Source organism: Pseudomonas sp. LFS074 (genome assembly GCF_047978165.1).
Taxonomy (GTDB): Bacteria; Pseudomonadota; Gammaproteobacteria; order Pseudomonadales; family Pseudomonadaceae; genus Aquipseudomonas; species Aquipseudomonas putida_P.
This window is the reverse complement of sequence record NZ_JBFPFV010000002.1, coordinates 767,963-792,348: the sequence shown is the minus strand read 5'-3', so window position 1 is coordinate 792,348 and position 24,386 is coordinate 767,963. Positions and strand designations below refer to the sequence as shown.

General features: G+C 62.4%; 23 protein-coding genes and 1 tRNA gene. 17 read left to right on the top strand and 7 right to left on the bottom strand.

Going from position 1 to position 24,386, the window contains the following annotated elements; genetic code table 11:
• The first annotated feature begins 285 nt into the window (after window positions 1–285).
• Both ACNQP3_RS21695 and nadA read left to right on the top strand, forming a co-directional pair.
• Window positions 286–1,794 carry a YdgA family protein gene (locus tag ACNQP3_RS21695; RefSeq protein ID WP_264316474.1) on the top strand — a complete coding sequence of 503 codons (1,509 nt, stop codon included), beginning with the start codon at window positions 286–288 and terminating at the stop codon, window positions 1,792–1,794.
• 235 nt (window positions 1,795–2,029) lie between these two features.
• Complete coding sequence (nadA, locus tag ACNQP3_RS21690; RefSeq protein WP_012273754.1) at window positions 2,030–3,088, top strand: quinolinate synthase NadA; 1,059 nt, start codon at window positions 2,030–2,032, stop codon at window positions 3,086–3,088.
• Between the two features lie 31 nt (window positions 3,089–3,119).
• Here nadA and ACNQP3_RS21685 read toward each other — a convergent pair whose 3' ends face one another.
• A complete protein-coding gene (locus tag ACNQP3_RS21685; RefSeq protein WP_012273753.1) occupies window positions 3,120–4,556 on the bottom strand; it encodes a M48 family metalloprotease in 1,437 nt (478 codons plus the stop codon).
• A gap of 121 nt (window positions 4,557–4,677) precedes the next feature.
• On the opposite strand from ACNQP3_RS21685, the gene ACNQP3_RS21680 reads away from it, so the two are divergent.
• Together ACNQP3_RS21680 and ACNQP3_RS21675 are read left to right on the top strand one after the other, a co-directional pair.
• Window positions 4,678–4,917, top strand: a complete 240-nt coding sequence (locus ACNQP3_RS21680; RefSeq protein ID WP_012273752.1) for a sulfurtransferase TusA family protein — start codon at window positions 4,678–4,680, stop codon at window positions 4,915–4,917.
• A gap of 20 nt (window positions 4,918–4,937) precedes the next feature.
• The gene (locus ACNQP3_RS21675) at window positions 4,938–6,008 is read left to right on the top strand and encodes an AI-2E family transporter (protein WP_012273751.1); all 1,071 of its coding nucleotides are present in this window, start codon (window positions 4,938–4,940) and stop codon (window positions 6,006–6,008) included.
• A 35-nt stretch (window positions 6,009–6,043) separates the two neighbouring features.
• On the opposite strand, the gene ACNQP3_RS21670 is transcribed toward ACNQP3_RS21675, so the two are convergent.
• A complete protein-coding gene (locus ACNQP3_RS21670; RefSeq protein WP_003254742.1) occupies window positions 6,044–6,517 on the bottom strand; it encodes a peroxiredoxin in 474 nt (157 codons plus the stop codon).
• Between the two features lie 11 nt (window positions 6,518–6,528).
• On the bottom strand, window positions 6,529–7,089 hold the full coding sequence (locus ACNQP3_RS21665) for a glycine cleavage system protein R (RefSeq protein WP_003254741.1): 561 nt from the start codon (window positions 7,087–7,089) through the stop codon (window positions 6,529–6,531).
• A 259-nt stretch (window positions 7,090–7,348) separates the two neighbouring features.
• On the opposite strand from ACNQP3_RS21665, the gene dapA reads away from it, so the two are divergent.
• The 8 genes from dapA (at window position 7,349) to ACNQP3_RS21625 (ending at window position 15,500) form a co-directional block, all read left to right on the top strand.
• Window positions 7,349–8,236, top strand: coding sequence for a 4-hydroxy-tetrahydrodipicolinate synthase (gene dapA / locus ACNQP3_RS21660; protein WP_012273750.1), 888 nt, complete (start codon window positions 7,349–7,351; stop codon window positions 8,234–8,236).
• Between the two features lie 15 nt (window positions 8,237–8,251).
• Window positions 8,252–9,373 (top strand): outer membrane protein assembly factor BamC, encoded by a 1,122-nt coding sequence (gene bamC / locus ACNQP3_RS21655; protein ID WP_012273749.1) that lies wholly within the window; start codon window positions 8,252–8,254, stop codon window positions 9,371–9,373.
• The gene (locus tag ACNQP3_RS21650; protein ID WP_012273748.1) at window positions 9,374–10,132 is read left to right on the top strand and encodes an MBL fold metallo-hydrolase; all 759 of its coding nucleotides are present in this window, start codon (window positions 9,374–9,376) and stop codon (window positions 10,130–10,132) included.
• Between the two features lie 30 nt (window positions 10,133–10,162).
• Window positions 10,163–10,873 (top strand): phosphoribosylaminoimidazolesuccinocarboxamide synthase, encoded by a 711-nt coding sequence (purC, locus tag ACNQP3_RS21645; RefSeq protein ID WP_012273747.1) that lies wholly within the window; start codon window positions 10,163–10,165, stop codon window positions 10,871–10,873.
• A 91-nt stretch (window positions 10,874–10,964) separates the two neighbouring features.
• Window positions 10,965–11,054, top strand: a tRNA-Ser gene (locus tag ACNQP3_RS21640).
• 468 nt (window positions 11,055–11,522) lie between these two features.
• Window positions 11,523–12,383: an SH3 domain-containing protein gene (locus ACNQP3_RS21635; protein WP_012273717.1), complete on the top strand. Its 861-nt coding sequence runs from the start codon at window positions 11,523–11,525 to the stop codon at window positions 12,381–12,383.
• 8 nt (window positions 12,384–12,391) lie between these two features.
• The gene (locus ACNQP3_RS21630; RefSeq protein WP_264316473.1) at window positions 12,392–14,281 is read left to right on the top strand and encodes a hypothetical protein; all 1,890 of its coding nucleotides are present in this window, start codon (window positions 12,392–12,394) and stop codon (window positions 14,279–14,281) included.
• A gap of 10 nt (window positions 14,282–14,291) precedes the next feature.
• Window positions 14,292–15,500: a hypothetical protein gene (locus tag ACNQP3_RS21625; protein ID WP_264316472.1), complete on the top strand. Its 1,209-nt coding sequence runs from the start codon at window positions 14,292–14,294 to the stop codon at window positions 15,498–15,500.
• A gap of 102 nt (window positions 15,501–15,602) precedes the next feature.
• Here ACNQP3_RS21625 and ACNQP3_RS21620 read toward each other — a convergent pair whose 3' ends face one another.
• Window positions 15,603–16,220 (bottom strand): LysE family transporter, encoded by a 618-nt coding sequence (locus tag ACNQP3_RS21620; protein WP_060492660.1) that lies wholly within the window; start codon window positions 16,218–16,220, stop codon window positions 15,603–15,605.
• 188 nt (window positions 16,221–16,408) lie between these two features.
• On the opposite strand from ACNQP3_RS21620, the gene ACNQP3_RS21615 reads away from it, so the two are divergent.
• From ACNQP3_RS21615 to ACNQP3_RS21600, 4 genes are all read left to right on the top strand, one after another.
• Window positions 16,409–16,600: a YhfL family protein gene (locus ACNQP3_RS21615; protein WP_003254720.1), complete on the top strand. Its 192-nt coding sequence runs from the start codon at window positions 16,409–16,411 to the stop codon at window positions 16,598–16,600.
• 327 nt (window positions 16,601–16,927) lie between these two features.
• Complete coding sequence (gene mqo, locus ACNQP3_RS21610; protein ID WP_012273713.1) at window positions 16,928–18,565, top strand: malate dehydrogenase (quinone); 1,638 nt, start codon at window positions 16,928–16,930, stop codon at window positions 18,563–18,565.
• 174 nt (window positions 18,566–18,739) lie between these two features.
• Window positions 18,740–19,384, top strand: a complete 645-nt coding sequence (locus tag ACNQP3_RS21605; protein WP_012273712.1) for a hypothetical protein — start codon at window positions 18,740–18,742, stop codon at window positions 19,382–19,384.
• Entirely contained in the window at window positions 19,384–20,007 is a 624-nt protein-coding gene (locus tag ACNQP3_RS21600) for a helix-turn-helix transcriptional regulator (RefSeq protein ID WP_012273711.1), read from the top strand. The genes ACNQP3_RS21605 and ACNQP3_RS21600 overlap by 1 nt, the downstream gene beginning before the upstream one ends.
• Before the next feature lie 4 nt (window positions 20,008–20,011).
• Here the strand turns inward: ACNQP3_RS21600 and ACNQP3_RS21595 are convergent, their stop codons facing one another.
• The gene (locus tag ACNQP3_RS21595; RefSeq protein WP_012273710.1) at window positions 20,012–20,347 is read right to left on the bottom strand and encodes an ArsR/SmtB family transcription factor; all 336 of its coding nucleotides are present in this window, start codon (window positions 20,345–20,347) and stop codon (window positions 20,012–20,014) included.
• Window positions 20,348–20,396: 49 nt separating this feature from the next.
• On the opposite strand from ACNQP3_RS21595, the gene xenA reads away from it, so the two are divergent.
• Window positions 20,397–21,488, top strand: a complete 1,092-nt coding sequence (xenA, locus tag ACNQP3_RS21590; RefSeq protein ID WP_060492661.1) for a xenobiotic reductase XenA — start codon at window positions 20,397–20,399, stop codon at window positions 21,486–21,488.
• Between the two features lie 33 nt (window positions 21,489–21,521).
• Here xenA and ACNQP3_RS21585 read toward each other — a convergent pair whose 3' ends face one another.
• Window positions 21,522–22,769 carry an NAD(P)/FAD-dependent oxidoreductase gene (locus ACNQP3_RS21585; protein WP_264316471.1) on the bottom strand — a complete coding sequence of 416 codons (1,248 nt, stop codon included), beginning with the start codon at window positions 22,767–22,769 and terminating at the stop codon, window positions 21,522–21,524.
• Between the two features lie 2 nt (window positions 22,770–22,771).
• Complete coding sequence (locus tag ACNQP3_RS21580) at window positions 22,772–24,349, bottom strand: aldehyde dehydrogenase (NADP(+)) (protein WP_012273707.1); 1,578 nt, start codon at window positions 24,347–24,349, stop codon at window positions 22,772–22,774.
• Window positions 24,350–24,386 lie beyond the last annotated feature (37 nt).

Below are 24,386 nucleotides of genomic sequence, written 5' to 3'. Positions count from 1 at the left end.
AGGTGGGTGTCAAGTTAAACATGACAAGATGTTACTGAATTGAAATATTTATCAATTTTTAAGGGTGTTTGTTCGGTTTTTGCGCGGTTTTTTGCGGTTTTGATCAATTTGAATGTTCGTAAAAATTAACGAATGTTGCCCTTCTGGCAGAGTGGTCAGATGCTTCCGGAAATGGTTTTTCTCGATCCGGGCCGGCCCTCGACTTCTACCGCAGTGGTACTCTTCGCTTTCTGCGTGGCCTCTGGTCGCCATCGAAGCCCTTACGGACAGCAATCGGTTCTATTCATGAAGAAATCAGTTGGCATCCTTTCCGGCCTGGCGATCGCCATTGCCGTCGCAACCACTGCTGGCGCCTGGTACACCGGCAAGCAGCTGCCTGCCGAGCTGGACAACGCCCTTGCCCGCAGCAACGCCGACCTCAAGAAGGCCCTGGTCAGCACCGGCGGCAGCATGAGCATCGAGCGGGTGTCGCTGGAGCAGCATTTCTTCAGCAGTACCGCCCAATACCGGCTCAAGGCCCGCGACATCAATGTGGGTGAGGGCGAGGTGATCAATTTCGACGTAGGTGTGACCGATCAGATCGAGCACGGCCCGTTCCCCTGGTCGCGGGTGAAGGCGCTCAAGCTGATGCCTGTACTGGCAGTTAGCAACAGCACCTTGCAAAAGGACGATGCCACCGCGCCGTGGTTTGCCGCCGCAGGCGAGCAGGCCCCGGTCAGTGCACAGACGAGCCTGGGATACGACGGCAATGTGGTCAGCCAGGTCCGACTGGCACCGATCAAGCTCGACGAAGCAGATGGCAATAGCCTCGATTTCTCGGGTATGCAGTTTGAAGCCAGTGGCGACAAGGAAGGCAAGGCTTCGAAATTCCACGGGCAGGCCGACCGTTTCGTGATGAAACTTGTGCGCGATGATCAGCCGCCTGCCACATTCGAACTCAACGGCCTGACGGTTGGTGGCAACCTTGCCGCCACCGAGCACGACGCCATCTACGTGGGTAACGTCGACCTGGCGCTGGCCGAAACCAAGGTGACCCTGGGGCCGAAACAGCAGGTGCTGTTGATCAAGGGCCTGGAGCAGAACGCCGTGCAAAGCCTCGACGGCCCGGACACCGTGGGTGGCCGCGTGGAGTACAAGGTCGGCGACATCACCTGGGATGGCCGTGCGGTAGGCAAGGCGCAGATGGCGGTGAGCGCTTCCTCGGTCAACGCCCCGGCGCTGCAGGCATTGTCGAAGTGGTACCAGGCACACTTGCCGGAATTCGAGGCCGCCTCCGCAGCCGGCCAGCCAGTACCGCAAATCCAGATGGACGACGCCGAAAAAGCCAGGTTCCAGGGCGACTTGCAGAAACTCCTGGCTGCCAAGCCCAAGGTCGCGGTAGAAAACCTGTCGTTCAAAACGGCCAATGGCGAGAGCCGCTTCAATCTGTCGATGGGCTTCACCGCCCCGGCCAGCTTCGACCTGCCGCCGGACCAGTTGAGCAAGCAGATGATCACCGAGGTTAAGAGCAAGTTGTCGCTGTCCAAGCCGATGATCGGTGACCTGGCGACCCTGCAGGCACTGCTGGACGGCCAGACCGACGCCCAGGCGATTGCCATGCAGTCGGGCCAGGCGGGGGAGATGGTCGGCATGATGGCGCTGCAGAGCGGCATGGCGACTGTCGAAGGCAACGATGTGGTGAGCAGCCTGCACTATGCCGATGGCATGGTCGATTTCAACGGCAAGAAGATGACCGTGGAAGAATTCGCCATGCTCATGGCCGCACACCTGGCGGCATTGTCGCCGCAGGAGTGATCGATTGAACCTGCACAGGCCTCTTCGCGGGCGAGCCCGCGAAGAGGCCTGTGCAGGCAAAACAAAAACCACTTTAGAAATCGCTGGATTGTCTGTAGCCTTCGGCCTCCGATAATAATCCGCGCCCGCAGAGGGCCGTGGCGGCCAGTGTGCCGTCCGGCACCCTTAGCCGATCTGCCAGGGCCGGGTGATACACTCGATTTGACGCGCACGCGCGCCTGCAGGTCCAGCGATCATGACCCAGATTTCCGAACGCCTGTTGGTTCAGGCCCACCTCGACGCCAAGCAGCCCAATCCGCTGACAGCCGAGCAGGAGGCCGAATACCGTGCGGCCATCGCTGCCGAGCTCAAAGCCCAGAATGCCGTGCTGGTTGCCCATTATTACTGCGACCCGGTTATCCAGGCGCTGGCCGAAGAAACCGGCGGCTGCGTGTCCGACTCGCTGGAAATGGCCCGTTTTGGCAAGAACCACCCGGCCGAAACCGTGATCGTGGCCGGTGTGCGTTTCATGGGCGAGACGGCGAAAATTCTCACCCCCGAAAAGCGCGTGCTGATGCCGACCCTGGAGGCCACCTGCTCGCTCGACCTGGGCTGCCCGGTAGAAGAATTCTCGGCTTTCTGCGACCAGCACCCTGAGCGCACCGTGGTGGTCTACGCCAACACGTCCGCTGCGGTGAAAGCACGTGCCGACTGGGTGGTGACGTCGAGCTGTGCGCTGGAAATCGTCGAAAGCCTGATGGACAACGGCGAAACCATCATCTGGGGGCCGGACCAGCATCTGGGCCGTTACATCCAGAAGCAGACCGGTGCCGACATGCTGCTGTGGGACGGTGCCTGCATCGTTCACGAGGAGTTCAAGTCGCGTCAGTTGGCCGACATGAAGGCGCTGTACCCGGATGCTGCGATCCTGGTGCACCCCGAGTCGCCGGAAGCGGTGATCGAGCTGGCCGACGCGGTCGGGTCCACCAGCCAACTGATCAAGGCTGCTCAGACGCTGCCGAACAAGACCTTCATCGTCGCCACCGACCGCGGCATCTTCTACAAGATGCAGCAGCTGTGCCCGGATAAAGAGTTCGTCGAAGCGCCTACCGCCGGCAACGGCGCGGCATGCCGCAGCTGCGCGCACTGCCCGTGGATGGCGATGAACACCCTGGAGCGGGTGCTGGACTGCCTGCGCAAGGGCGGCGATGAGATTTTCGTCGACCCTGCGCTGGTGCCCAAGGCGATCAAGCCGCTGAACCGCATGCTGGACTTTACCCAGGCGGCACGCCTGAAGCTGTCTGGTAACGCCTGAAAATGCTGGGGCGCAAAGCGCCCCCGGATTCTCAGCGCCCCATCATTTCCCGAACCATGCGCTGCTGCTCCATGATCTCGCGCTGGCGCTGATCGATCTGCGAGGCCAGTGGGAAGTTGCCGCCCGCCCGGCGCTTGGCGTAGTCCAGCTGCTGAATCGCCTGGTCAAAGTCCCCAACCAAGGTGAAGTACTCGGCCCGCGCCCGGTGCAAACCAATGGTATTGCCCGACAAACCGCGTACTTCGGCCATGTCGTACCACACATCCGGGTCGTCCGGTCGGCTCTTGACCAGCTCGTTCAACACCTTCTCCGCCTCGGCAGGCTTGTTTTGCTTTACCAGCAGGTCGGCACGCACTTGCTTCAGCGGGTAGTTGCCCGGGTACAGCCCCTGCATTCGCTCGGCCCGCTGTTGTGCATCGGCCAGGCGATTGTTGGTAATGTCCAGGTCGATCTGTGCCAGGTTGTAGGTGATGTCGTTCGGCGCCTTGGCCAGCAGCGGCTTGAGCAACTCGCGCGCCTCGTTCAGCTGGCCGCCCTTGATCTGTGCCAGGGCCAGGCCGTAGCGCGCGGCGTCCAGTTTCGGGTCTTCGTCCAACTGGGCGCGAAAGCGCTTGGCGGCAAGCCCTGGGGTGCCTTCGTAGGTCAGCGCCACCCGAGCACGAATCAGCTGGTAGCGCATGCTGTCTTCTATGCCGCCTTTGGGCGCCTGGTCGGCGCGGTTGCGGGTGTCGGCGATACGCGATTCAGTCACCGGGTGAGTCAGCAAGAACTCCGGCGGCTTGGCGTCATAGCGATACTGGCGTGCCAGGCGCTCGAACATGGTCGGCATGTTGCGCGGGTCGTAGCCGGCCTTTTCCAGGTTCTGGATGCCGATGCGGTCGGCTTCCTGTTCGTTCTGCCGCGAAAAGCGCCGTTGTTCCTGGATGGCCGCTGCCTGGGTGCCGGCGATCATGCCGATACCCGCATCGCCAGCGCCACCGGCGGCCAGCACGATGCCGGCCAGCAGTGCAGCCATCATCGGCAATTGCATGCGTTGCTGGGCTTCGACGCCGCGGGCGAAGTGGCGTTGCGACAAGTGCGCCAGTTCGTGGGCCAGAACCGAGGCGTATTCCCCTTCGGTCTGAGCGTTGAGGAACAGTCCACCGTTGACCCCGACGATTCCACCCGGCGCGGCGAAGGCGTTGAGCTCGCGGCTGTCGATGAGGATGAACTCCAGGCGCCGGTCCTGCAGCTGGCTGGTCTCGGCCAGCTTGTACACGCTGGTTTCGACGTAGTCCTTGAGCTGTGGGTCGTTGAGCTGGTTGACCTGGCCGCGCAGCAGGCTCAGCCAGGCGCGGCCCAGTTGGTGCTCTTGTTGCGGCGAAACGATCGCGGAACTGGCATCCCCCAGTGATGGCAGGTCGTCAGCATGGCCGGGAAGGGCCATCAGGCAGGCCAGCGTCAGCAGGGTAGGGCGCAGTAGATTCATGCATGAAGCTCGCGTCGGTCAAAGATACCTACTGTAGCGGGCTCACACGTTGGCGACCAGTGGCGCTATTCTAGCCGGCCCTGTCAGCAAGCAGTCTGGCAACGCCTTTGGAGACCCCGCGATGAGTGACACCCTGACCTGTGACGCCGAACTGGACGCCAGCGGGCTGAATTGCCCCTTGCCACTGTTGAAGGCAAAGATGGAGCTCAACCGCCTGGCTAGCGGTGCGGTACTCAAGGTGATCGCCACTGACGCAGGCTCGCAGCGCGACTTCCGCACTTTCGCCCAGTTGGCCGGTCATACCCTGCTGCAGGAAACGGCCGAGGCCGGCACCTACACTTACTGGCTGCGCAAGGCCTGAGTCTTTTCCAAGGATCGTCAATGTTCAAAGTGCTTCGCGACTGGATGCAGCGCTACTTCTCCGATGAAGAAGCGGTGGTGCTGGCGGTCCTGTTGTTCCTGGCTTTTACTGCGGTACTGACCCTGGGCGGTATGCTCGCGCCGGTGCTGGCCGGCATGGTGCTGGCGTTCCTGATGCAAGGGCTTGTCAACGCCCTGGAGCGTGTGCGAGTCCCTACGCGGCTGGCGGTGATGCTGGTGTTCGCCCTGTTCATGGGCGCGCTGGCGGTATTCATGCTGGTGCTGGTGCCGCTGCTGTGGCACCAGTTGATCACCCTGTTCAACGAGTTGCCGGGCATGCTCGGCAAGTGGCAGTCGCTGTTGCTGCTGTTGCCCGAGCGCTACCCGCATCTGGTGTCGGACGAGCAGGTGCTGCATGCCATCGAATCGGTACGCGGTGAAATCGGCAAGTTTGGCCAATGGGCGCTGACCTTTTCGCTGTCCAGCCTCCCGCTGCTGGTCAATGCCATGATCTACCTGGTGCTGGTGCCGATCCTGGTGTTCTTCTTCCTCAAGGATCGCGAACTGATCGGCCGCTGGGTCAGCGGCTACCTGCCCAGCCAGCGCGCGCTGCTTAACCGGGTGGGCAGCGAGATGAACCGGCAGATTGCCAACTACATTCGCGGCAAGGGTATCGAGATCCTGATCTGCGGCATCGCCACCTATATCGCCTTCATCAGCCTGGGGCTCAACTACGCCGCGCTGCTGGCGTTGCTGGTGGGGCTGTCGGTGGTGGTGCCTTACGTGGGGGCGGTGGTGGTGACCGTACCGGTAACGCTGATCGCGCTGTTCCAGTGGGGTTGGGGCGACCAGTTCATCTACCTGATGACGGTGTACGCGATCATCCAGGCGCTGGATGGCAACGTGCTGGTGCCGCTGCTGTTCTCCGAGGCGGTGAGCCTGCACCCGGTGGCGATCATTTGCGCGGTATTGCTGTTTGGCGGGTTGTGGGGGTTCTGGGGGATCTTCTTCGCGATTCCGCTGGCGACGTTGATCAAGGCTGTGCTGGATGCCTGGCCGCGACATGAGCCGAGTGTGTCACCGATGCTTTGAATGTGAATGGGGCTGCAATGCAGCCCCATTCAATTTCAAGCCTTGTTCAAGGCTTGGGCAGCGGCCAACACGGCATCCACATGCCCGGGCACCTTCACCCCACGCCATTCCTGGCGCAGCACACCGTCCTTGTCGATCAGGAAGGTGCTGCGATCTACGCCCATGTATTCCTTGCCGTACAGCTTCTTCAGTTTGATCACGTCGAACAGCTGGCACAGGGCCTCGTCCTTGTCGCTGATCAGCTCGAAGGGGAAGCCTTGCTTGGCTTTGAAGTTTTCGTGCGACTTGATGCCATCGCGCGATACGCCGAACACCACGGTATTGGCTGCGGCAAAGGCGTCATGCTGGTCGCGAAAGCCCTGGCCCTCGGTGGTGCAGCCTGGGGTGCTGTCCTTGGGGTAGAAGTACACCACCACTTGCTGGCCCTTGAGTTCGGCCAGGCTGACGGTTTGCCCGCTGGTAGCCTGGGCCTGGAAGTCGGCAACGGGTTGGTCGAGTGCTACAGCCATGGTCGGTTTCCTTACATTGGGTTCTGTGGACGCCATGGCTCGATCAACGCATCGAGGTTCAGGGCATCGGCAAAGTCCAGGAACTGGTCGCGCAGCCAGCTGATCTGCGTGCCGGCCGGCAAAATCACGGTGAACTGGGCGTTGAGCATGCTGCTGCCGGTTTGCGGCGCCAGGTAGGTGTCGCAGGTCATGGCTTCCAGCTCGACGCGGTGATCGAGGAAGAACTGGCACAGCTCATTGATGATGTCCGGGCGGTAGGCGGCGCTGACGTAGGCCACGTATGGCAGGGCCTGTGGGCGCACTTCCTGGTCGGCGCTGCGCACCACGTCCAGGGTCAGGCCGTGCTTCTTGCCCAGGCCTGGCAGGGTGGACTCCAGGCGCGCCAGGGCGTCCCAGCTGCCGCCCACCTGCAGCACCAGGGCGCTGGTCTCGCCGTGGCGGCTCAGGCGCGAGGTGACCACCGCGCAGCGGTTTTCGAAGGCAGCGCGGCTGAGGACGTTGGCCAGCTCCATGGGGTTTGGGCCCAAGGCACTGATGACAAGGAATTGTTCGCGGACGGTGGGGGTGGACATGCAGCATTCCTAAAGCGATGAGCGGTCGGCACAGGACGGGCAAAAGCCTCCTGTCGGCAGTGCCCGGGGCTCGCATGCGAGGTCTTGGACGCTGGCGGGGAGCAAGGTCGACGGCCCGGCGGGCCGCGCTGCACCGATCAAAGGATCAAGGGTAGCGAAATAAGGCGCCGAGGGGAATGCTCCGCCCGCCTGCTTCGCTTGTGCAAGGCCGATGCCCCCAGTACCATTACCGCTCTCTTTTTCCGGCAGGAGCAGTTACATGATTGCGGGCAGTATGGTGGCATTGGTCACACCCATGGATGCACAAGGGCGTCTTGATTGGGGCAGCCTCGACAAACTTGTAGACTTCCACCTGGAAAACGGCACCCATGCGATCGTCGCTGTCGGCACCACCGGTGAGTCCGCCACGCTGGATGTCGAAGAACACATCCTGGTCATCAAGCACGTGGTCGAGCGCGTCAAGCACAGCAAGAAGCCGATTCCGGTCATCGCCGGCACCGGTGCCAACTCCACCGCCGAAGCCGTGCACCTGACCCAGAACGCCAAGAATGCCGGCGCTGACGCCTGCCTGCTGGTCGTGCCGTACTACAACAAGCCGACGCAAGAAGGCCTGTACCAGCACTTCAAGCACATTGCCGAAGCCGTCGACATTCCGCAGATCCTCTATAACGTACCCGGCCGCACCTCCTGCGACATGCAGGCCGAGACCGTGATCCGCCTGTCGACCGTGCCGAACATCATCGGCATCAAGGAAGCCACCGGCGACCTGGTTCGCGCCAAGGCCATCCTCGATGGCGTCAGCAAGGACTTCATCGTCATGTCCGGCGACGACCCGACGGCCGTCGAGCTGATCCTGATGGGCGGCAAGGGCAACATTTCGGTCACCGCCAACGTCGCCCCGCGCGAAATGGCCGACCTGTGCGAGGCCGCCCTTGAGGGCAATGCCGAGAAGGCCCGCGCAATCAACGAAAAACTCATGCCGCTGCACAAAGACCTGTTCTGCGAAGCCAACCCGATCCCGGTGAAATGGGCGCTCGTTGAAATGGGCCTGATGCACAAAGGCATTCGCCTGCCACTGACCTGGCTGAGCGAAGGCTGCCACGAAAAAGTCCGTACTGCCTTGCGCCAGTCCGGCGTACTGGTTTAAGAGGAAGTACACCGCATGAAGCGACTGGCTGGTCTTTCCGCCCTTGCCCTGATCATTTCCAGCACCAGTGGGTGTGGTTGGCTGTGGGGCGAGGATGGCTATTTCCGCGACCGTGGCAGCGACTACCTGCAGGCGCACCCGACCGCGCCCATGCAGCTGCCGCCGGACGCCAGCAACGTCAAGCGTCTTGACCCGCTGCTGCCGATTCCGCGTAACGTTGCCGACGATAATGTTGCTGGCGAGTTCGAAGTGCCGCGCCCGCAACCGCTGACCGGCGGTGCCGCCCAGGTCACCGACTACAGCCTGCAACGCAGTGGCAGCAGCCGTTGGGTACTGGCCCAGCATTCGCCAGCCGAAGTGTGGCCGGTAGCGCGCCAGTTCTTCGAGGACAACGGCTTCCGCATTGCCGAAGAACGCCCACAGACGGGTGAGTTCAACACTACCTGGCAGCGTTTCGATGAACTGTCGGCATCGCTTGGCCAGCGTCTGGCCAGCACTGCCAGCAGCGGTGACAGCGAAGTACGCGTACGTGTGCGCATGGAGCCTGGCGTGCAGCGCAACACCTCCGAAGTGTACGTGGTCAGCGTCGAGCGCCCGGCTGGCAGCACGGCCGACCCTGCGTTCCCGTCCTCGTCCAGCAACACCGGTGCCGATGCCCTGCTGGTCGACGAAATGCTTGCCAGCATGAACCGCAGCGCCGAGAAAGGCGGTTCGGTGTCGCTGCTGGCCGCGCGCGATTTCGACGCGCCAAGCCGCGTCAGCCTGAGCGAAGACGGCAGCGGCAACCCGGTGCTGTACCTGGGTTCCGACCTGGACCGCGCCTGGTCTGGCGTGGGCCGTGCCCTGGAACAGGGTGGCGAGTGGCGTGTCGAAGACATCAACCGCAGCTTGGGCCTGTACTACATCAACCTGTCCGAAAAGCCTGACGACAAGCAGAACCAGCCTGGCTTCTTCAGCCGCATGTTCGGCAGCGAGCCGACCAAGGAAGAGCGTGAAGCCCGTGCCGAGCGCTACCAGGTTCGCCTGAGCAAGGTGGGTGAGAGCGTGCAGGTCACGGTCGAGAAAAACATCAACACCGTGGCTCCGGCCGATGTCGCCCGCCGCGTGCTGAGCGCCATTCAGGACCACCTGGGCTAAGTGCGCTTCGCGGTACTCGGAAGCGGTAGCCAAGGGAACGGCACGCTGATCGCCAGTGGTGACACGTTCATCCTGGTCGATTGCGGCTTTTCCCTGCGCGAAACCGAGCGGCGCCTGGCGCTGCTCGGTGTGTCCGCGGCCCAGCTCAGTGCAGTACTGGTCACCCACGAACATGCTGATCATGTACATGGGGTCGGCTTGCTGTCACGGCGCTACAATGTACCGGTCTACCTCAGCCAAGGGACCTTGCGCGGCATGCGCAAGCCGGTGGAGGTGGCCGGTTTTCTCGCTTGTGGCGAAAGCCTGCGCATCGGCAGCCTGGAAGTGACTGCGGCGCGGGTCGAGCACGACGCCTACGAGCCATTGCAATACGTGGTCAGTGACGGCCAGCGACGCTTCGGCATGCTTACCGACCTGGGCTCGTACGACGCGTTGCTGCTGGAGCGCTACCAGGGCCTGGATGCACTGCTGATCGAGGCCAACCACTGCCGCGACCTGCTGGCGCGCGGTCACTACCCGGCCTTTTTGAAGCAGCGGGTAGGGGGCATGCAAGGGCATTTGAACAACCACCAGGCCGCGCGCCTGGTGCACGAGTTGGGCTGGAGCAACCTGCAACACCTGGTGCTGGCCCACCTCAGCAGCAAGAACAACCTGCCACACTTGGCCCGCCAGTGCTTCGTCGATACCCTCGGGTGCGACCCGGACTGGCTCCAGGTGGCGAATCAGGAACACGGGCTCGACTGGCGCGAAATCGCCTAGCCCAACACCTCAAGCAAGCGGAGCCCAATCATGGAAAAACGCGACGAACTCTACCGCGGCAAGGCCAAATCGGTTTTCAAGACCGACGACGCCGACCGCTTGATCCTGCTGTTCCGTAACGACACTTCGGCGTTCGACGGCAAGCGTATTGAACAACTCGACCGCAAAGGCATGGTGAACAACAAATTCAATGCCTTCATCATGCAGAAACTGGAAGAAGCCGGCGTGCCGACCCAGTTCGACAAGCTGCTGGGCGACAACGAGTGCCTGGTGAAGAAACTGGACATGATCCCGGTCGAGTGCGTGGTGCGCAACTACGCCGCCGGCAGCCTGGTCAAGCGTCTGGGCGTGGAGGAGGGCATCAAGCTGGAGCCGTCCACCTTCGAACTGTTCCTGAAGAACGACGAGAAGGGCGACCCCTTCATCAACGAATCCCACGTTGTTGCGTTCGGCTGGGGCACCGCCGAGCAGTTGGTCGAAATGAAAAAGCTGTCGCTGAAGGTCAACGAAGTGCTGAGCAAGCTCTTCGATGACGCCGGCCTGCTGCTGGTCGACTTCAAGCTGGAGTTCGGCGTATTCCACGGCCAAATCGTGCTGGGCGACGAGTTCAGCCCGGACGGCTGCCGCCTGTGGGACAAGGAAACCCGCAAGAAGATGGACAAAGACCGCTTCCGTCAGGGCCTGGGCGACGTGATCGAAGCCTACGAAGAAGTTGCCAAGCGCCTGGGCGTGCCGCTGTAAGCGGCGCGTTCACGCAAGCGCCTGATACCACGCGATTTTTTTTAAAAAAAGGTTTGCGTTTTAAAAGAACGCTGGTATGATGCGCGGCATTGGAGAGATGCCGGAGTGGTCGAACGGGACGGATTCGAAATCCGTTGTACTGGCAACAGTACCTAGGGTTCAAATCCCTATCTCTCCGCCATACAAGATGAAGCCCCTGGAAGCGAAAGCTTTCAGGGGCTTTTTCGTTGTGCCTTGTTTTGCATCATTCCAAATTCAGCATCATTCAGCAGTGCCTTGGTCCTTTCGCGAAACAGAGCCGCTCCTGCAACTATGTCGACTAAGCCGAGACAGAGCGGTTTCTCGCAACATTTTGTCTTGAACTGTCAACGGCACCTTGCGCTACAATGCGGGCCTCTAATACGCCACTCACGCCCAGGCCAAACGCCGTAATGATTACGCGCGCTGGGCGATGACCTCTTCCTGACATGGATTCGTTGGATGCTTCGCGCCGTACTGGTCTTCCTCTACGCCCTTCGTTCGACGGCTAAATTGCCGTCCGCGTCCAGTGCTGCCAGCTCACTCATAAAACCGCACAACGTCGAATGCTGCCGCCAGATCCTGGCTGCGGTACGCGGCTGTGCGCCCCACCGAAAATGGAGTGCTCCACTTGCGTAAGAAATTCGTCGCGTCCCTTCTGGCGGTCGCCATCGCCTCTACCACGGCCTGTGCACAGCTCGGGATCAGCAAAGAGCAAGCGGGCACCGTGATTGGTGGCCTGGCCGGTGTGGCCATCGGCTCGACCATGGGCAGTGGCAACGGCAAGATCGCCGCAGCCCTGATCGCCGGTGGCATTGGTGCCTACGTGGGCAACCGCATCGGTCACATGCTGGACGAGAAGGACCAGCAGGCCCTGGCGCTGCGCACCCAGGAAGTGTTGAGCCAGCAGCAGGCTACCGCCAGCGCCCAGCCAGTTACCTGGAAGTCCGACCACTCGGGTGCTACCGCGCAGATCGTGCCGGGCAAGGAATACACCCAGACCAAGAAGGTCGAGGTCAAGCGCGCGCCGAAGATCCAGGCGGTGCCGTCGATGAAGTTGATCAACGAGCCCTACGTGACCGTCAGCGACAACCTGAACGTGCGTGCCGCACCCAACCAGAGTGGCGAGAAAGTTGGCAGCCTGAAAAACCACACCGAGTTCACCGCCGTCGGCTCCACTGGTGACTGGATCCTGGTCGGGCGCAAGGGCGTGACCGTGGGTTACGTGCACAAGAACTACGTCGAGCCCAAGGCGCAGGCCGTGGCCAAGCGTGTGACGCCAGCGGTAAACCTGGACGAGCTGGACGTTGCCGCCAGCAAGGAAACCCAAGGCTTCGACCTGGATTCGGTGCAGTCGCTGCCGACCGAAACGGTCGCCGCCGAAGCCGCCTGCCGCCCGGTCACGGTCAGCCTGAAATCGCAAAGCGGCCAGACCGAGCAAGAGCAGAACACCTTCTGCAAACAAGCCAACGGCACCTGGGAACTGATCTGAGGAACTCCATGAAAAAGCACGCGCTCGCGTTGGCTGTGGTCGGCGCTTGTGGTCTGGTACCGCAGGCGTTCGCCCACGAGCTGGCCTTCTCGAAGAAAGAAAACATCAAGGTCGAAGTACCTGGGGACGCCGCCACCTGGTGCAAACCCGAGGTCGAGCTGACCATCACCCGCCCGGCCTGGGACAAGCAGGAGCTGCTGTCGGGGCTGCTGACCAAGCTGCCGTTCGTGTTCGCCAAGGACTGCGCGACCGCCAAGGTGAGCTGGAAGGCGGTTGATGCCAAGGGCAACCTTTACGCCAGCGGTTCGGGCAATGCCACCAACCTGGGCCTGGTGACCCTGGCTGTCGCGCCTGCCGCGGCACCAGCTGCATCAGCACCAGCACCAGCACCAGCACCTGCTCCGGCCGTTGCTGCCCCGGCCCCGGCTGCACCCGCTGTACCTGCGCCAGCAGAAGCCCCGGTAGCCGTTGCCGCTGCGCCGGCGCCTGCTGTAGTTGAACCAGCGCCTGCAAAAGCAGAGGTGGCCCCGGCCCCGGTGGTTGCTGCAGAACCCGCGCCAGCCCCCGTTGCCGAAACCCCGGTAGCAGCCCCAGTCGCACCGCCTGTTCCAGCACCTGCTGCTGCGGTAGCCGCTGCCCCAACCTCGGACTTCGGCCGCGCCGTGGTCCTGCAAAACCGCAACCTGATGCAGGTAACGGATGGCACAGGCTGCAAATGGGTGCTCAGCACCTCGATCATCAGCGACGGCGACACCCTGTCGTTCGGCACTACCCCGGTGATGCCGTGCCCGGCCTCCGGCTTTGGTGAAGGCAGCTTCGAAAAAATCAGTTGGAAGGCCGTTGGCACCTACCGTGGCGACAACTGGACCCGCGTATACGCTCACCCCAGCGGGCTGATCTTCAACAAGAACCTCGAATCTGCAGTGAAGGACAAGGCTGTTTCCTACCTCACGGCGGATGCTGACCAGGCCGCGTTCCTGGTGGGCGAGATCCCCAGCCGGCAGATGAAGGTGTACCTGACCTTCACCCGTTCCAGCTACGGCGTGCTCCGCCCGTTCAGCAGCGATCCGTACTACGTTGCCGTAACGCCTGACGAGTCGTTCGCCCTGGACGCGGCCAAGTACAAGGAAGCCGCGCTGGAAATCTTCGACCTGATCAAGGCCACCTCGCCGACCACCACCGATGTGGCCAACCTGTTCATCGTCAAAGATATTTCGGCGATTACGAACAGCATGTGGGGCAACGACGCGCAGAAGATCACTCGCAACCGCATCGGCATCACCCGCCAAGGCCTGTTCTTCGATGTGCGCGAGGGTGCCAACTGGGCGGTTCAACGAGAGCAGCAGCGTGTGCGTGAAGAACGTCAGCGTCAACAGGAGCTGGCCCGCGTGCACACCCGAGTGCTGGAACGCTACCAGCAGCTGCAAGACGGCATGAGCGACTTCAAGGGGCGCGAAACCGAGGCGCTGGCGCAAATGGCTGGCATCAAGGTGCGTTTCGCTTCGCCGTTGGCGCAGCAAGACCCTGCGACCTCGGCCCGCGTTGCGCCAATGATGGTGCACGTTACCGGCAAGAAGGGCGATTTCTACACCCTCGACTTCCCGAGCAAGGGCCGCCTGGTGGCGGACGAGGAGTACAGCGAAGGCTGGTACGTGACCCAGGTCGCCAACGCCACACCGTACTACCCGCTGGACGATGGCCGCGCCGTGCCCACCTACCGTGCCTACAGCGCAGGTGAGCCCGAGGCCTGCCAGCAGGACCACTGTGCCGACCGTGTGTCGTTCGGCGCCGTGCTGGCCAAGGAATTCCCCAACGCCGGTATCGATTTCAGCTGGACCCCCGAGGTCTCCCAAAAGTACGTGAACGACTGGAACAACGCTTCCGCCATGGTCCAGTGAGGCAAACACCATGATCAAACAGATGAACAAGAAGCAGCTGCTGATTGGCGGTGTAGCCGCGGCGGTGCTGGTGCTCGGTGGTGGCTATGCGATGGTCTCCAGCTCGGGCAAGAAGGCTGCGCTGGCCTACTACGAGGACTTCAAGGAGCGCTATTTCCTTGAAGATGTACTGTCTGAGGGCGACATTTCCTATTCGGCGTTCTCTGGCAACCTGACAGTCGCCGACCCCGAAATCCGCGTCGCTGCGGCCCAGACCAATGGCGCCCAGCAGTTCATGCGCGGCCTGACCGGCTTGATGGAATCGGCTCGCGGTGGTTCGCCGGAGGAGGGCTTGGCAGGTTGGGCCAAGTACCAGCTCAATGTCAGCCGCAATGTCGCCGGCATATACCTCAAAGCCGATGCGCTGAAACTGGCCCATGACGGCGACAGCAAGGACGGCACCCTTCACATCCAATTGCTGGGCATGCAGATGGCCAACCCCTTCGTTGCCAGCAAGGGCGCCGAAGTGGTGCTGGTGGCTGATGTCAGCGACGAGATCCAGCCGCGCGCCGAGCTGGCCGCCAATGGCCGGGCCACTGAGTCGAGCTTCGATTGGGGTGCCAACATGGCGGTACGCCAGCCGGTTACTGGCGCGTTCCTGGTCAGCAGCACGGGTGATTTTGGCACCACGGTCGACTTGGATTTCACCCTCACGCGCTCCAGTGATGGTGAAGGTTCGATGGCGTTTGTGGTAACCCACCGTAACGATGGCTCCAAGGTGGGTGAGATCGTACGCAAGGCCGACTTCCAGTCGCTGCCGGAGCTGGACGATGTCGAAACCCAGCTCAAGAGTGCCTTGAGCGCCATGTTGATCGGGGCATACAGCCCGTACACCGGCCAGGCCGTTTTGGCCGAAGCGGTAAGTGGCTTTGCGCGCAAGGCGAAGGTGGAGAACTACAGCGTGAGCTACAGCGGCTTCAAACCGCTGAAAGAGGCTTACAGCGACTTCCAGCAGAGTGTACCGAAGGCGAAGTTCGCGGCTTTCTGCGAAGAAGTTGGCTTGTCGTCGTGGAGCAGTGATTTCGGCGCCAAGGGCAAGAACCACAGCGATTCGGAATGTGCCATTGGGCAGAAGCTGGTCGAGGAAGGCAAGTTCGAAGAGCAGTACACGTTCAAGGAAGGCAAGAGCCTGTTTGCGGCGTTGTTCGTGAGCAAGGCATATCAGCTGGAAACCAATTGATTGGGTAGTCGCTGATTGAACAAGCCCCCGGGAACTGTGAGTTGCCGGGGGCTTTTTTTTGCTTTGGAATTTTGGGGCCGCATGGGGCGCGCCCGAGGGGCCTCAGCGCATGGCGGCCAATTTAATGCCAAACCCCACCAGACAAATGCCCGCCAGCCGCTCGAACAGGTTGCTGATCCTTGGGTTGGCGCGCATGCGTTCGGCCAGTCGGTGAGTCAGTACCACGGCAATCAACCCGTACAGGAACGTGATCACCGCCACCGTCGCCGCCATGAAGCCAAAAGTCACCAGCCCCTGGTGTTTCAATGGGTCGATGAACAGTGGGAAGAATGCCATGTAGAACATGATCGCCTTGGGGTTGAGCAGGGTGATCAGCATGGTCTGGCGCAAGTACTGGCCGTTGTCCATGCGGCTGGTGCGTGGCGCGTCACCTGGTTTGCTCAGCAGCATGCGCAGGCCGAGATAGGCCAGGTACGCAGCGCCCGCCCACTGCACCACATGGAAGGCTGCCGGGTAGGTGGCCAGCAACGTGGCGACGCCGGCTACTGCCAGCCACAATAGCACCTGGTCACCGACGATCACCCCACAGGTCGCAGCCAGGCCTGCTTTGATACCGCCTTTGCCAGTGGCGGTGATCAGCGCGAAATTGCCCGGGCCGGGAATGGCCAACAGAATGATGAAGGCGATGACGAATGCGCCGTAGTCGGTAACGCCAAGCATGGTGAACTCCTGTAGGGCAGTGCAAAGGCAGAGTATGACTATCGTCGCCAACGGCGTGCTTTACAACCGGTTGTTGCGTCTTCGCAAAGCATCAATGCCACCCGCGACTTGGATCCAATGCTCAGGTTCTGTATCATCCCGGCGCCATCAGACGATGGCCGAAGATGATTCATTTAAAGGACTGAGTAATGAAAAAGCTGTTCAAGGCCACCGTAGCCGTTGCTGTCGTTTCGGGTGTTGCCCTGCTGTCGGGTTGCACTGGCCAGGTTTACAACCAACCAAAAAACTGCACCTACGACTACCTGTTCCACCCTTCGGTTTCCATCTCCAAGATCATCGGTGGCTGCGGCCCAATCGATAAACTGCCTCAGCAGCAGTAATCTTGGCGGTACCCTGATCGCGACGCTTGCGGCGTGATCCAAGGCCCCCGGTCATGCAAATGGCCGGGGGTTTTTGTTTTTGGCGTGGCATTCTGCCGCTGGGGCAACCCGTCGCCTTGACGCAAGGACCTGCAATTTGTTTGTGCTGGCATTTCAGATACAATCGGAAAAACGATTCAGCCTTGTCGGTCAATTCGACAAAAGCCCGGGTCGTTTTTTGGTTCTCTGGCTGCTGAACAATGATCAACAACAAGCCTGCGCTGAAGAACACGCTTTACCGGGGCCAGCCACAGGCCCTCACTCTGTTCTCCTGACTGGAATTGATCAATGTTCAAGAAAGCTGGCAAGACCTTGCTGGGTCTGGCTGTCGCTGCAAGCGTCATGCAAGCGCACGCCGTAGAAACCAAGAAAGTAGACGTGCTGCTGGTCGGCGGCGGCATCATGAGCTCCACCCTGGCCGTGTGGCTGCACGAGCTGGAGCCAAGCTGGTCGATGGAAATGGTCGAGCGCCTGGACGGCGTGGCCGAAGAAAGCTCCAACGGCTGGAACAACGCCGGTACCGGCCACTCCGCGCTGGCCGAGCTGAACTACACCCCGGAAGACAAAGACGGCAACGTCAACATCACCAAGGCCATCGAAATCAACGAAGCCTTCCAGATCTCCCGCCAGTTCTGGTCGTGGCAGGTCCGCCAGGGCGTGCTGAAGAACCCGCACTCGTTCATCAACACCACCCCGCACATGAGCTTCGTCTGGGGCGATGACAACATCAAGTTCCTCAAGAAGCGCTACGACGCACTGCAGGCCAGCCCGCTGTTCCGCCCGATGCAGTACTCCGAGGACCACGCGCAGATCGCCAAGTGGGTCCCGCTGATGATGGAAGGCCGCGACCCGAACCAGAAGCTGGCCGTGACCTGGACGCCAATCGGCACTGACGTCAACTTCGGCGAGATCACCCGCCAGTTCGTTGGCCATCTGCAGACCCAGAAAGGCTTCGACCTGAAGCTGTCCAGCGAAGTGCAGGACATCACCCGCAACAAGGACGGCTCCTGGCACGTCGAGTACAAGAACCTGAAGGACGGTACCGAGTCGGCCACCGACGCCAAGTTCCTGTTCATCGGTGCTGGCGGTGGCGCACTGAAGCTGCTGCAGAAGTCGGGCATTCCGGAAGCCAAGGAATACGCAGGCTTCCCGGTGGGTGGTTCGTTCCTGGTGACCGAGAACCCGACCGTGGCCATGCAGCACATGGCCAAGGCCTACGGCATCGCCTCGACCGGTGCGCCACCCATGTCGGTACCGCACCTGGACACCCGCGTGCTGGACGGCAAGCGCGTGATCCTGTTTGGCCCGTTCGCCACTTTCTCGACCAAGTTCCTGAAGAACGGCTCGTACCTGGACCTGCTCAGCAGCACCACTACCCACAACGTGTGGCCGATGACCAAAGTCGGTATCGAGCAGTACCCACTGGTCGAGTACCTCGCTGGCCAGCTGATGCTGTCTGACGATGACCGCTTCGAAGCGCTGCGCACCTACTTCCCGAACGCCAAGAAGGAAGACTGGCGCCTGTGGCAGGCCGGCCAGCGTGTACAAATCATCAAGCGTGATGCCGAGAAGGGCGGCGTACTGAAGCTGGGCACTGAAGTGGTAGCCTCCGAAGACCGCACCATCGCGGGCCTGCTGGGTGCATCGCCAGGTGCTTCGACTGCTGCGCCGATCATGCTGAACGTGCTGGAAACCGTGTTCAAGGAGAAGGTCGCTACCCCAGAGTGGCAGGCCAAGATCAAGGAAATCGTGCCCAGCTACGGCACCAAGCTGAACGACTCGGCAGCGGCCACTCAGAAAGAGTGGAACTACACCGCTGAAGTGCTGCAGCTGGAGAAACCGCCGGTGATCGACGCCAGCGTCGACTTCGGTGGCGCTGCTGGCCAGCCGGTCGAGAGCAAGCCTGAGAACGACATGGCGCTGTAATCAGCAGCCTTGTCGTGATCCAAAGCCACGGGGGTGACCTCGTGGCTTTTTTGTTGTCTGTTTGGGCCTGTTCGCAGGAAACCGCTGATCGGAAACCTGTTCGTCGACCAATAAAAACATATTTTGATGCTTAAATTAATCTTGTCAGTCGATCCCCTCCAGGAGGGTGCCGTCATGAATACCAAGATTGCCGCCTTACTGCTGCTGGCCCTGTGCGCCCAGCCGGCATGGAGCCAGAGCTACGCCTACTCCAGCACACCCCCCGCCACCAAACCCGCCGAATCCGCTGCAATGACCACGCGCATGGCCCTGCGCGACCTGTGGGTCGAGCACATCTTCTGGGTTCGCAACTACGCCGTGGCCAACCAGGCCGGCAACGCCAAGCAGGCTGAAGTCGCCGCCAATGAGGTGGTCAGCGACGCGACCCGAATCGCCAACAGCATCGCGCCGTTATACGGCCAGCCCGCTGCCGACCAGTTGCTGAAACTGTTGGCCGGCCACTGGGGCGCGATCAAGCACTACAGCGATGCCACTGTGGCCAAGGACAAGAAGGGCCAGCAAGCTGGCGTCGACGAGCTGACCAGCAATGCCAAGGCCATCGCGGCGTTCCTGGCCAAGGCCAACCCAAACCTGCCCGAGGCGACCCTACTTACATTGCTCAGCGCCCACGGTGGCCACCATGTGACGCAGATCGATCAGTTGGCGGCCGGTGACTATACGGGCGAAGCGCGCACCTGGGGGATGATGCGCGAGCATATTCTGACCCTGTCCGATGCCATCGCTGCGGCGCTGGTCAAACAGTTCCCGGACAAGTTCTGATGCTCGAGGGACTGGGCCGTACCCAACAGGACCTGCTCCACGCGTTGCTGCACCAGCCAGCCGGCATGAGCATCGACGACCTGGCGCAAGCCCTGGCCATTACCCGCACGGCGGTACGCCAGCACCTGGCCGCGCTGGAGCGTGATGGCCTGGTCAAGCGCGGCGCCACCCGGCCTACCGGGCGGCGCCCGGAGCAGTTGCATGAGCTGACTGATCTTGCCCGCGAGCAGTTTCCCCGGCAGTACCCGCTACTGGCGAATCTGCTGATTGGTGAGGTGGCAGGGTTGCTAGGCCAGGAGGCACTGCTGGCGCTGATGCGCCAACTGGGGCGCAAGCTGGCGGCGGACCTTGAACACAAGGTGGTGGATGAAGCACGCATCGTCGAGCACATGAACAATGCCGGCTATGAAGCGCAGGTGTTCTTCCGCTCGGGGGGGGCGCCGCAGATCGTGGCGCACAATTGTGTGTTCCATCATTTGGCCAAGGCGCATCCGGTGGTGTGCGAGCTTGATCTGGCGCTGATCGGGGCGCTGGGTGGGGCCGATGTCAGCCATGAGGAGTGCATGCTCAGGGGAGGGCAGGTGTGCCGGTTTGCGCTGGCCCATCCAGAACCGGCAGGCTGACAGGTCACACCTGGCGCAGTATGCACGCCAGCAACCCAGGGAACCGCTCATCCAGCATTTCGCTGCGCAGTGAATTCATATGGGTAGTGCCCACATTGCGGGTTTGTACCAACCCAGCATCACGCAAAACGCGGAAGTGGTGGGACATGCTCGACTTCGGCCGCCCCCCGTCCAGTTCGCCACAGCTGGCCTCTGCCACGCCGGCCAGATGGCGGACGATTTCCAGGCGCACGGGGTCGCTGAGCGCATAGAGCAGGCGTTCGAGGATCAGGTCTTCAGGGTTGGGATGTTTATAGGCTCGCATGCCCGACATGATAACGGGGGTTTCATTAATTGCCATAGTTCGATTATGATCGAACAACAGTATTCAAATGAACCCGGAGTTTCCCATGTCCGCACTGTTCGAACCCTACACCCTCAAAGACGTCACCCTGCGTAACCGCATTGCCATTCCGCCGATGTGCCAATACATGGCCGAAGACGGCATGATCAACGACTGGCACCACGTGCACCTGGCCGGCCTGGCCCGTGGTGGTGCCGGCCTGTTGGTGGTCGAGGCCACTGCGGTGGCGCCGGAAGGGCGCATTACCCCCGGTTGTGCCGGTATCTGGAGCGATGCCCACGCCCAGGCCTTCGTGCCAGTGGTGCAGGCCATCAAGGCGGCAGGCTCCGTGCCGGGTATCCAGATCGCCCACGCCGGGCGCAAGGCCAGCGCCAACCGCCCATGGGAAGGTGATGATCATATTGCCGCCGACGATGCCCGTGGCTGGGAAACCATTGCCCCGTCGGCCATCGCATTTGGCGCGCATCTGCCGAAAGTGCCGCGCGAGATGACCCTGGACGACATCGCCCGGGTCAAGCAGGACTTTGTCGATGCCGCTCGCCGTGCGCGCGATGCCGGCTTCGAGTGGATCGAGCTGCACTTTGCCCATGGTTACCTGGGCCAGAGCTTCTTCTCCGAGCACTCCAACAAGCGTACCGATGCCTACGGTGGCAGCTTCGACAACCGTAGCCGCTTCCTGCTGGAAACCCTGGCCGCAGTGCGTGAAGTGTGGCCGGAAAACCTGCCGCTGACCGCGCGTTTCGGTGTGCTGGAATACGATGGCCGCGACGAGCAGACCCTGGAAGAGTCGATCGAACTGGCGCGCCGCTTCAAGGCCGGCGGCCTTGACCTGCTGAGCGTGAGTGTCGGTTTCACCATTCCCGAGACCAACATCCCGTGGGGCCCGGCGTTCATGGGGCCGATTGCCGAGCGTGTGCGCCGTGAGGCGAAGCTGCCGGTGACTTCGGCGTGGGGCTTTGGCACACCGCAGTTGGCGGAAGCGGCTTTGCAGGCCAACCAACTGGACTTGGTTTCGGTAGGGCGTGCGCACCTGGCCGACCCGCACTGGGCGTACTTTGCAGCCAAGGAGCTGGGGGTGGAGAAAGCCTCCTGGACCTTGCCGGCGCCGTATGCGCACTGGCTCGAGCGTTATCGCTGAGTGATGCCGGGGGCCGCACAGCGGCCCTCGAATCTAGAAGCGATCCAACCGGTAGGCTGCCATCTCATGCCCACGGGCCCGCTCAGTCAACCGCCCCATCCATTCCGCCGTCACCGCTGCTTGGGTCAACCCCAGGTGCTGATGCCCGAACGCCAACAGCACCCGCCCATCACACACCCGGTCGATCACTGGCAATGAATCTGGCAACGAAGGCCTGAAGCCCATCCACGGTGTCGCCCCTTCGACGCTCAGGTCTTGTCGGAACAACCCCTTGCTCAGCCGGTGCAATTGCCACGCCCGTTGCATGCTCGGCGGCGCCTCCAACCCGGCGAACTCCACCGTGCCAGCCAGGCGCAAGCCTTCGGCCATGGGCGTCATGATGAACTTGCGTTCAAGCGAGGTGACTGCAAACGGCAGGCGCTGGTGCTCACCCGGCAACATCAGGTGGTAGCCGCGCTCTGTGTCCAGCGGTACCCGCTTGCCAGTCAGCGCGGCGGTCAGTTTCGCAGAATGCGCACCACAGCTGATCAGCACCTGGCGAGCATCGAGCGTGCCCTTGTCGCTGGCCAGGCTGACCCCGCCACTGTGCAGTTGCCCACCCTCGACCTGCGCCTGGACAAAGCGCACGCCACTGGCCTTGGCCGCTTCGAACAGTTCGCACACTACCCGGTACGGGTCGATGAAGTGCCCGGTCTTGGGGAAGAACAGCCCGCCCAGCAATGATGGGCTCAATTGTGGCGCCGCTTCGCGCACGGCCTCGGCCGACCAGAAACTCACCGGTACCGCCTGCTGGCGCATGCGTGCGCGCAACGCCTCCAGCGCCTGGCGCGACTCGGGCCGTTCGAACACCAGCAACGAGCCATCCTCCTGGAACAGTTCGCTGCGCCCGATTGAGCCCAGCAACCGCTGCCAGGCGCCCAGGCTGCCTTCGTTCAAGGTGCGGATGCCCGCCACGCTGCGCTGGAACGGCGCCGCTCGCAGGTTGAGCAGCAGCCGGGTGAACCACGGCATGGCCTTGGGCAAGTACTTCCAGTCCAGGCGCAGCGGGCCCATCGGGTCTAGCAGCATGCGGGGCAAGCGCTTGAGGATGGACAGGTCGGCAATCGGGAACACTTGTTCAGTGGCCAGGTGCCCGGCATTGCCATAGGACGCGCCAAGGCCTGGCGCCTGGCGGTCGATCAGCGTTACCCGGCGGCCCTGACGGGCCAGCTGCAGGGCGCAGGCGACGCCGACGATGCCGGCGCCCACCACGGCGATGTCGGTTTCAGCGGTTTCGACCATGCTCAGCCTTCCCGTTTACCATCAAGCAGGCGCCGCAGCCGCAGCGGGTTGCCGTGCTGCAACGCGTGCGGCAGCAGCGCATCGGGGAAGTCCTGGTAGCACACCGGGCGCAGGAAACGCAGGATCGCTGCCGTGCCCACCGAGGTGGTACGGGCATCGGAGGTGGCCGGGAATGGCCCGCCATGCACCATCGCATCGCACACCTCGACGCCGGTCGGCCAACCATTGACCAGTATGCGCCCGGCCTTGCGCTCAAGGGTCGGCAGCAGGGCGCGGGCGCTGTCGATGTCGGCCTCGTCCAGCTGCAGGGTGGCGGTCAGTTGACCTTCAAGGTGCTCGGCTACCTGGCGGACCTGCTCGTCACTGTCGCAGGCCACGATCAGCGACGCTGCGCCGAACACTTCAGCCTGCAACGCCGGGTCGGCGAGGAAGGCCTCGGCCTGGGTCACGAACAGCTGTGCCTGGCACTGATTGGGGCTGTGGCTGGCCGGGCCGCAGGCGGTGGCCTGGGCATTGGCGTTGGCCGCAAGCGCAGCGACGCCGGCCTGGTAGGCGTCAAATATGCCCGGCGTGAGCATGGTTTGCGCAGCAGCCTGCTGCACATGCCCACTGGCTGCCGCGACAAACCGCTGCAACGCCGGCCCCTGGCGAGCGATTACCAGGCCGGGGTTGGTGCAGAACTGGCCGGCGCCTTGGGTCAGCGAAGCGACGAAACCTTGTGCCAGTGCTTCGGCACGGGCCTGCAGCGCGGCGTCGAACAGAAACACCGGGTTGATCGAGCTCATTTCGGCATACACCGGGATTGGCTCCGGGCGCGCCTGGGCGGCCTGGCACAGCGCCACGCCGCCACTGCGCGAGCCGGTAAAGCCAACGGCTTTGATACGCGGGTCGCTGACCAGGGCAATGCCCACTTCGCGACCCGAGCCGTACAGCAGCGAAAACACACCGGCTGGCAAGCCGCATTGTTTCACGGCTTGCGCCACCGCCCGGCCGACCAGTTCGCTGGTGCCTGGGTGGGCGCTGTGGGCCTTGACGACCACAGGGCAGCCAGCAGCCAAAGCCGAGGCCGTGTCGCCACCGGCCACCGAGAAGGCCAGCGGGAAGTTGCTGGCGCCGAACACGGCTACCGGCCCCAGGGCCACCTGGCGCTGGCGCAGGTCGGCGCGCGGCAGTGGCTGGCGTTCGGGCAGGGCGTTGTCGACCCGCACATCCAGCCATTCGCCAGCCCGTACCACTCGGGCGAAGGTGCGCAACTGGGTGCAGGTGCGGCCACGTTCGCCCTGTATGCGTGCCTTGGGCAGGCCGGTTTCGGCCACGGCGCGGTCGATCAGGGCATCGCCCAGTGCCTCGATCTGCGTGGCGATGGTTTCGAGGAACTGTGCCCGTTGTTCGAGCGAGGTTTCGCGGTAGGCATCGAACGCCGCCCAGGCCAGGGCGCAGGCCTGGGCCACGTGTTCGCCGGTGCCGCCCAGGTAGGCCGGTTCCAGCGCCTGGCCGGTGGCCGGGTCAATGGCGCGGATGGCTTGGCGGCTGCCGGTTACTGGCGTCTGGCCGATCAGCAGGTTGCCTGTCAGGGTCATGGAGCCTCCTTGGGAATCGATTGCAGGTGCATGGGGG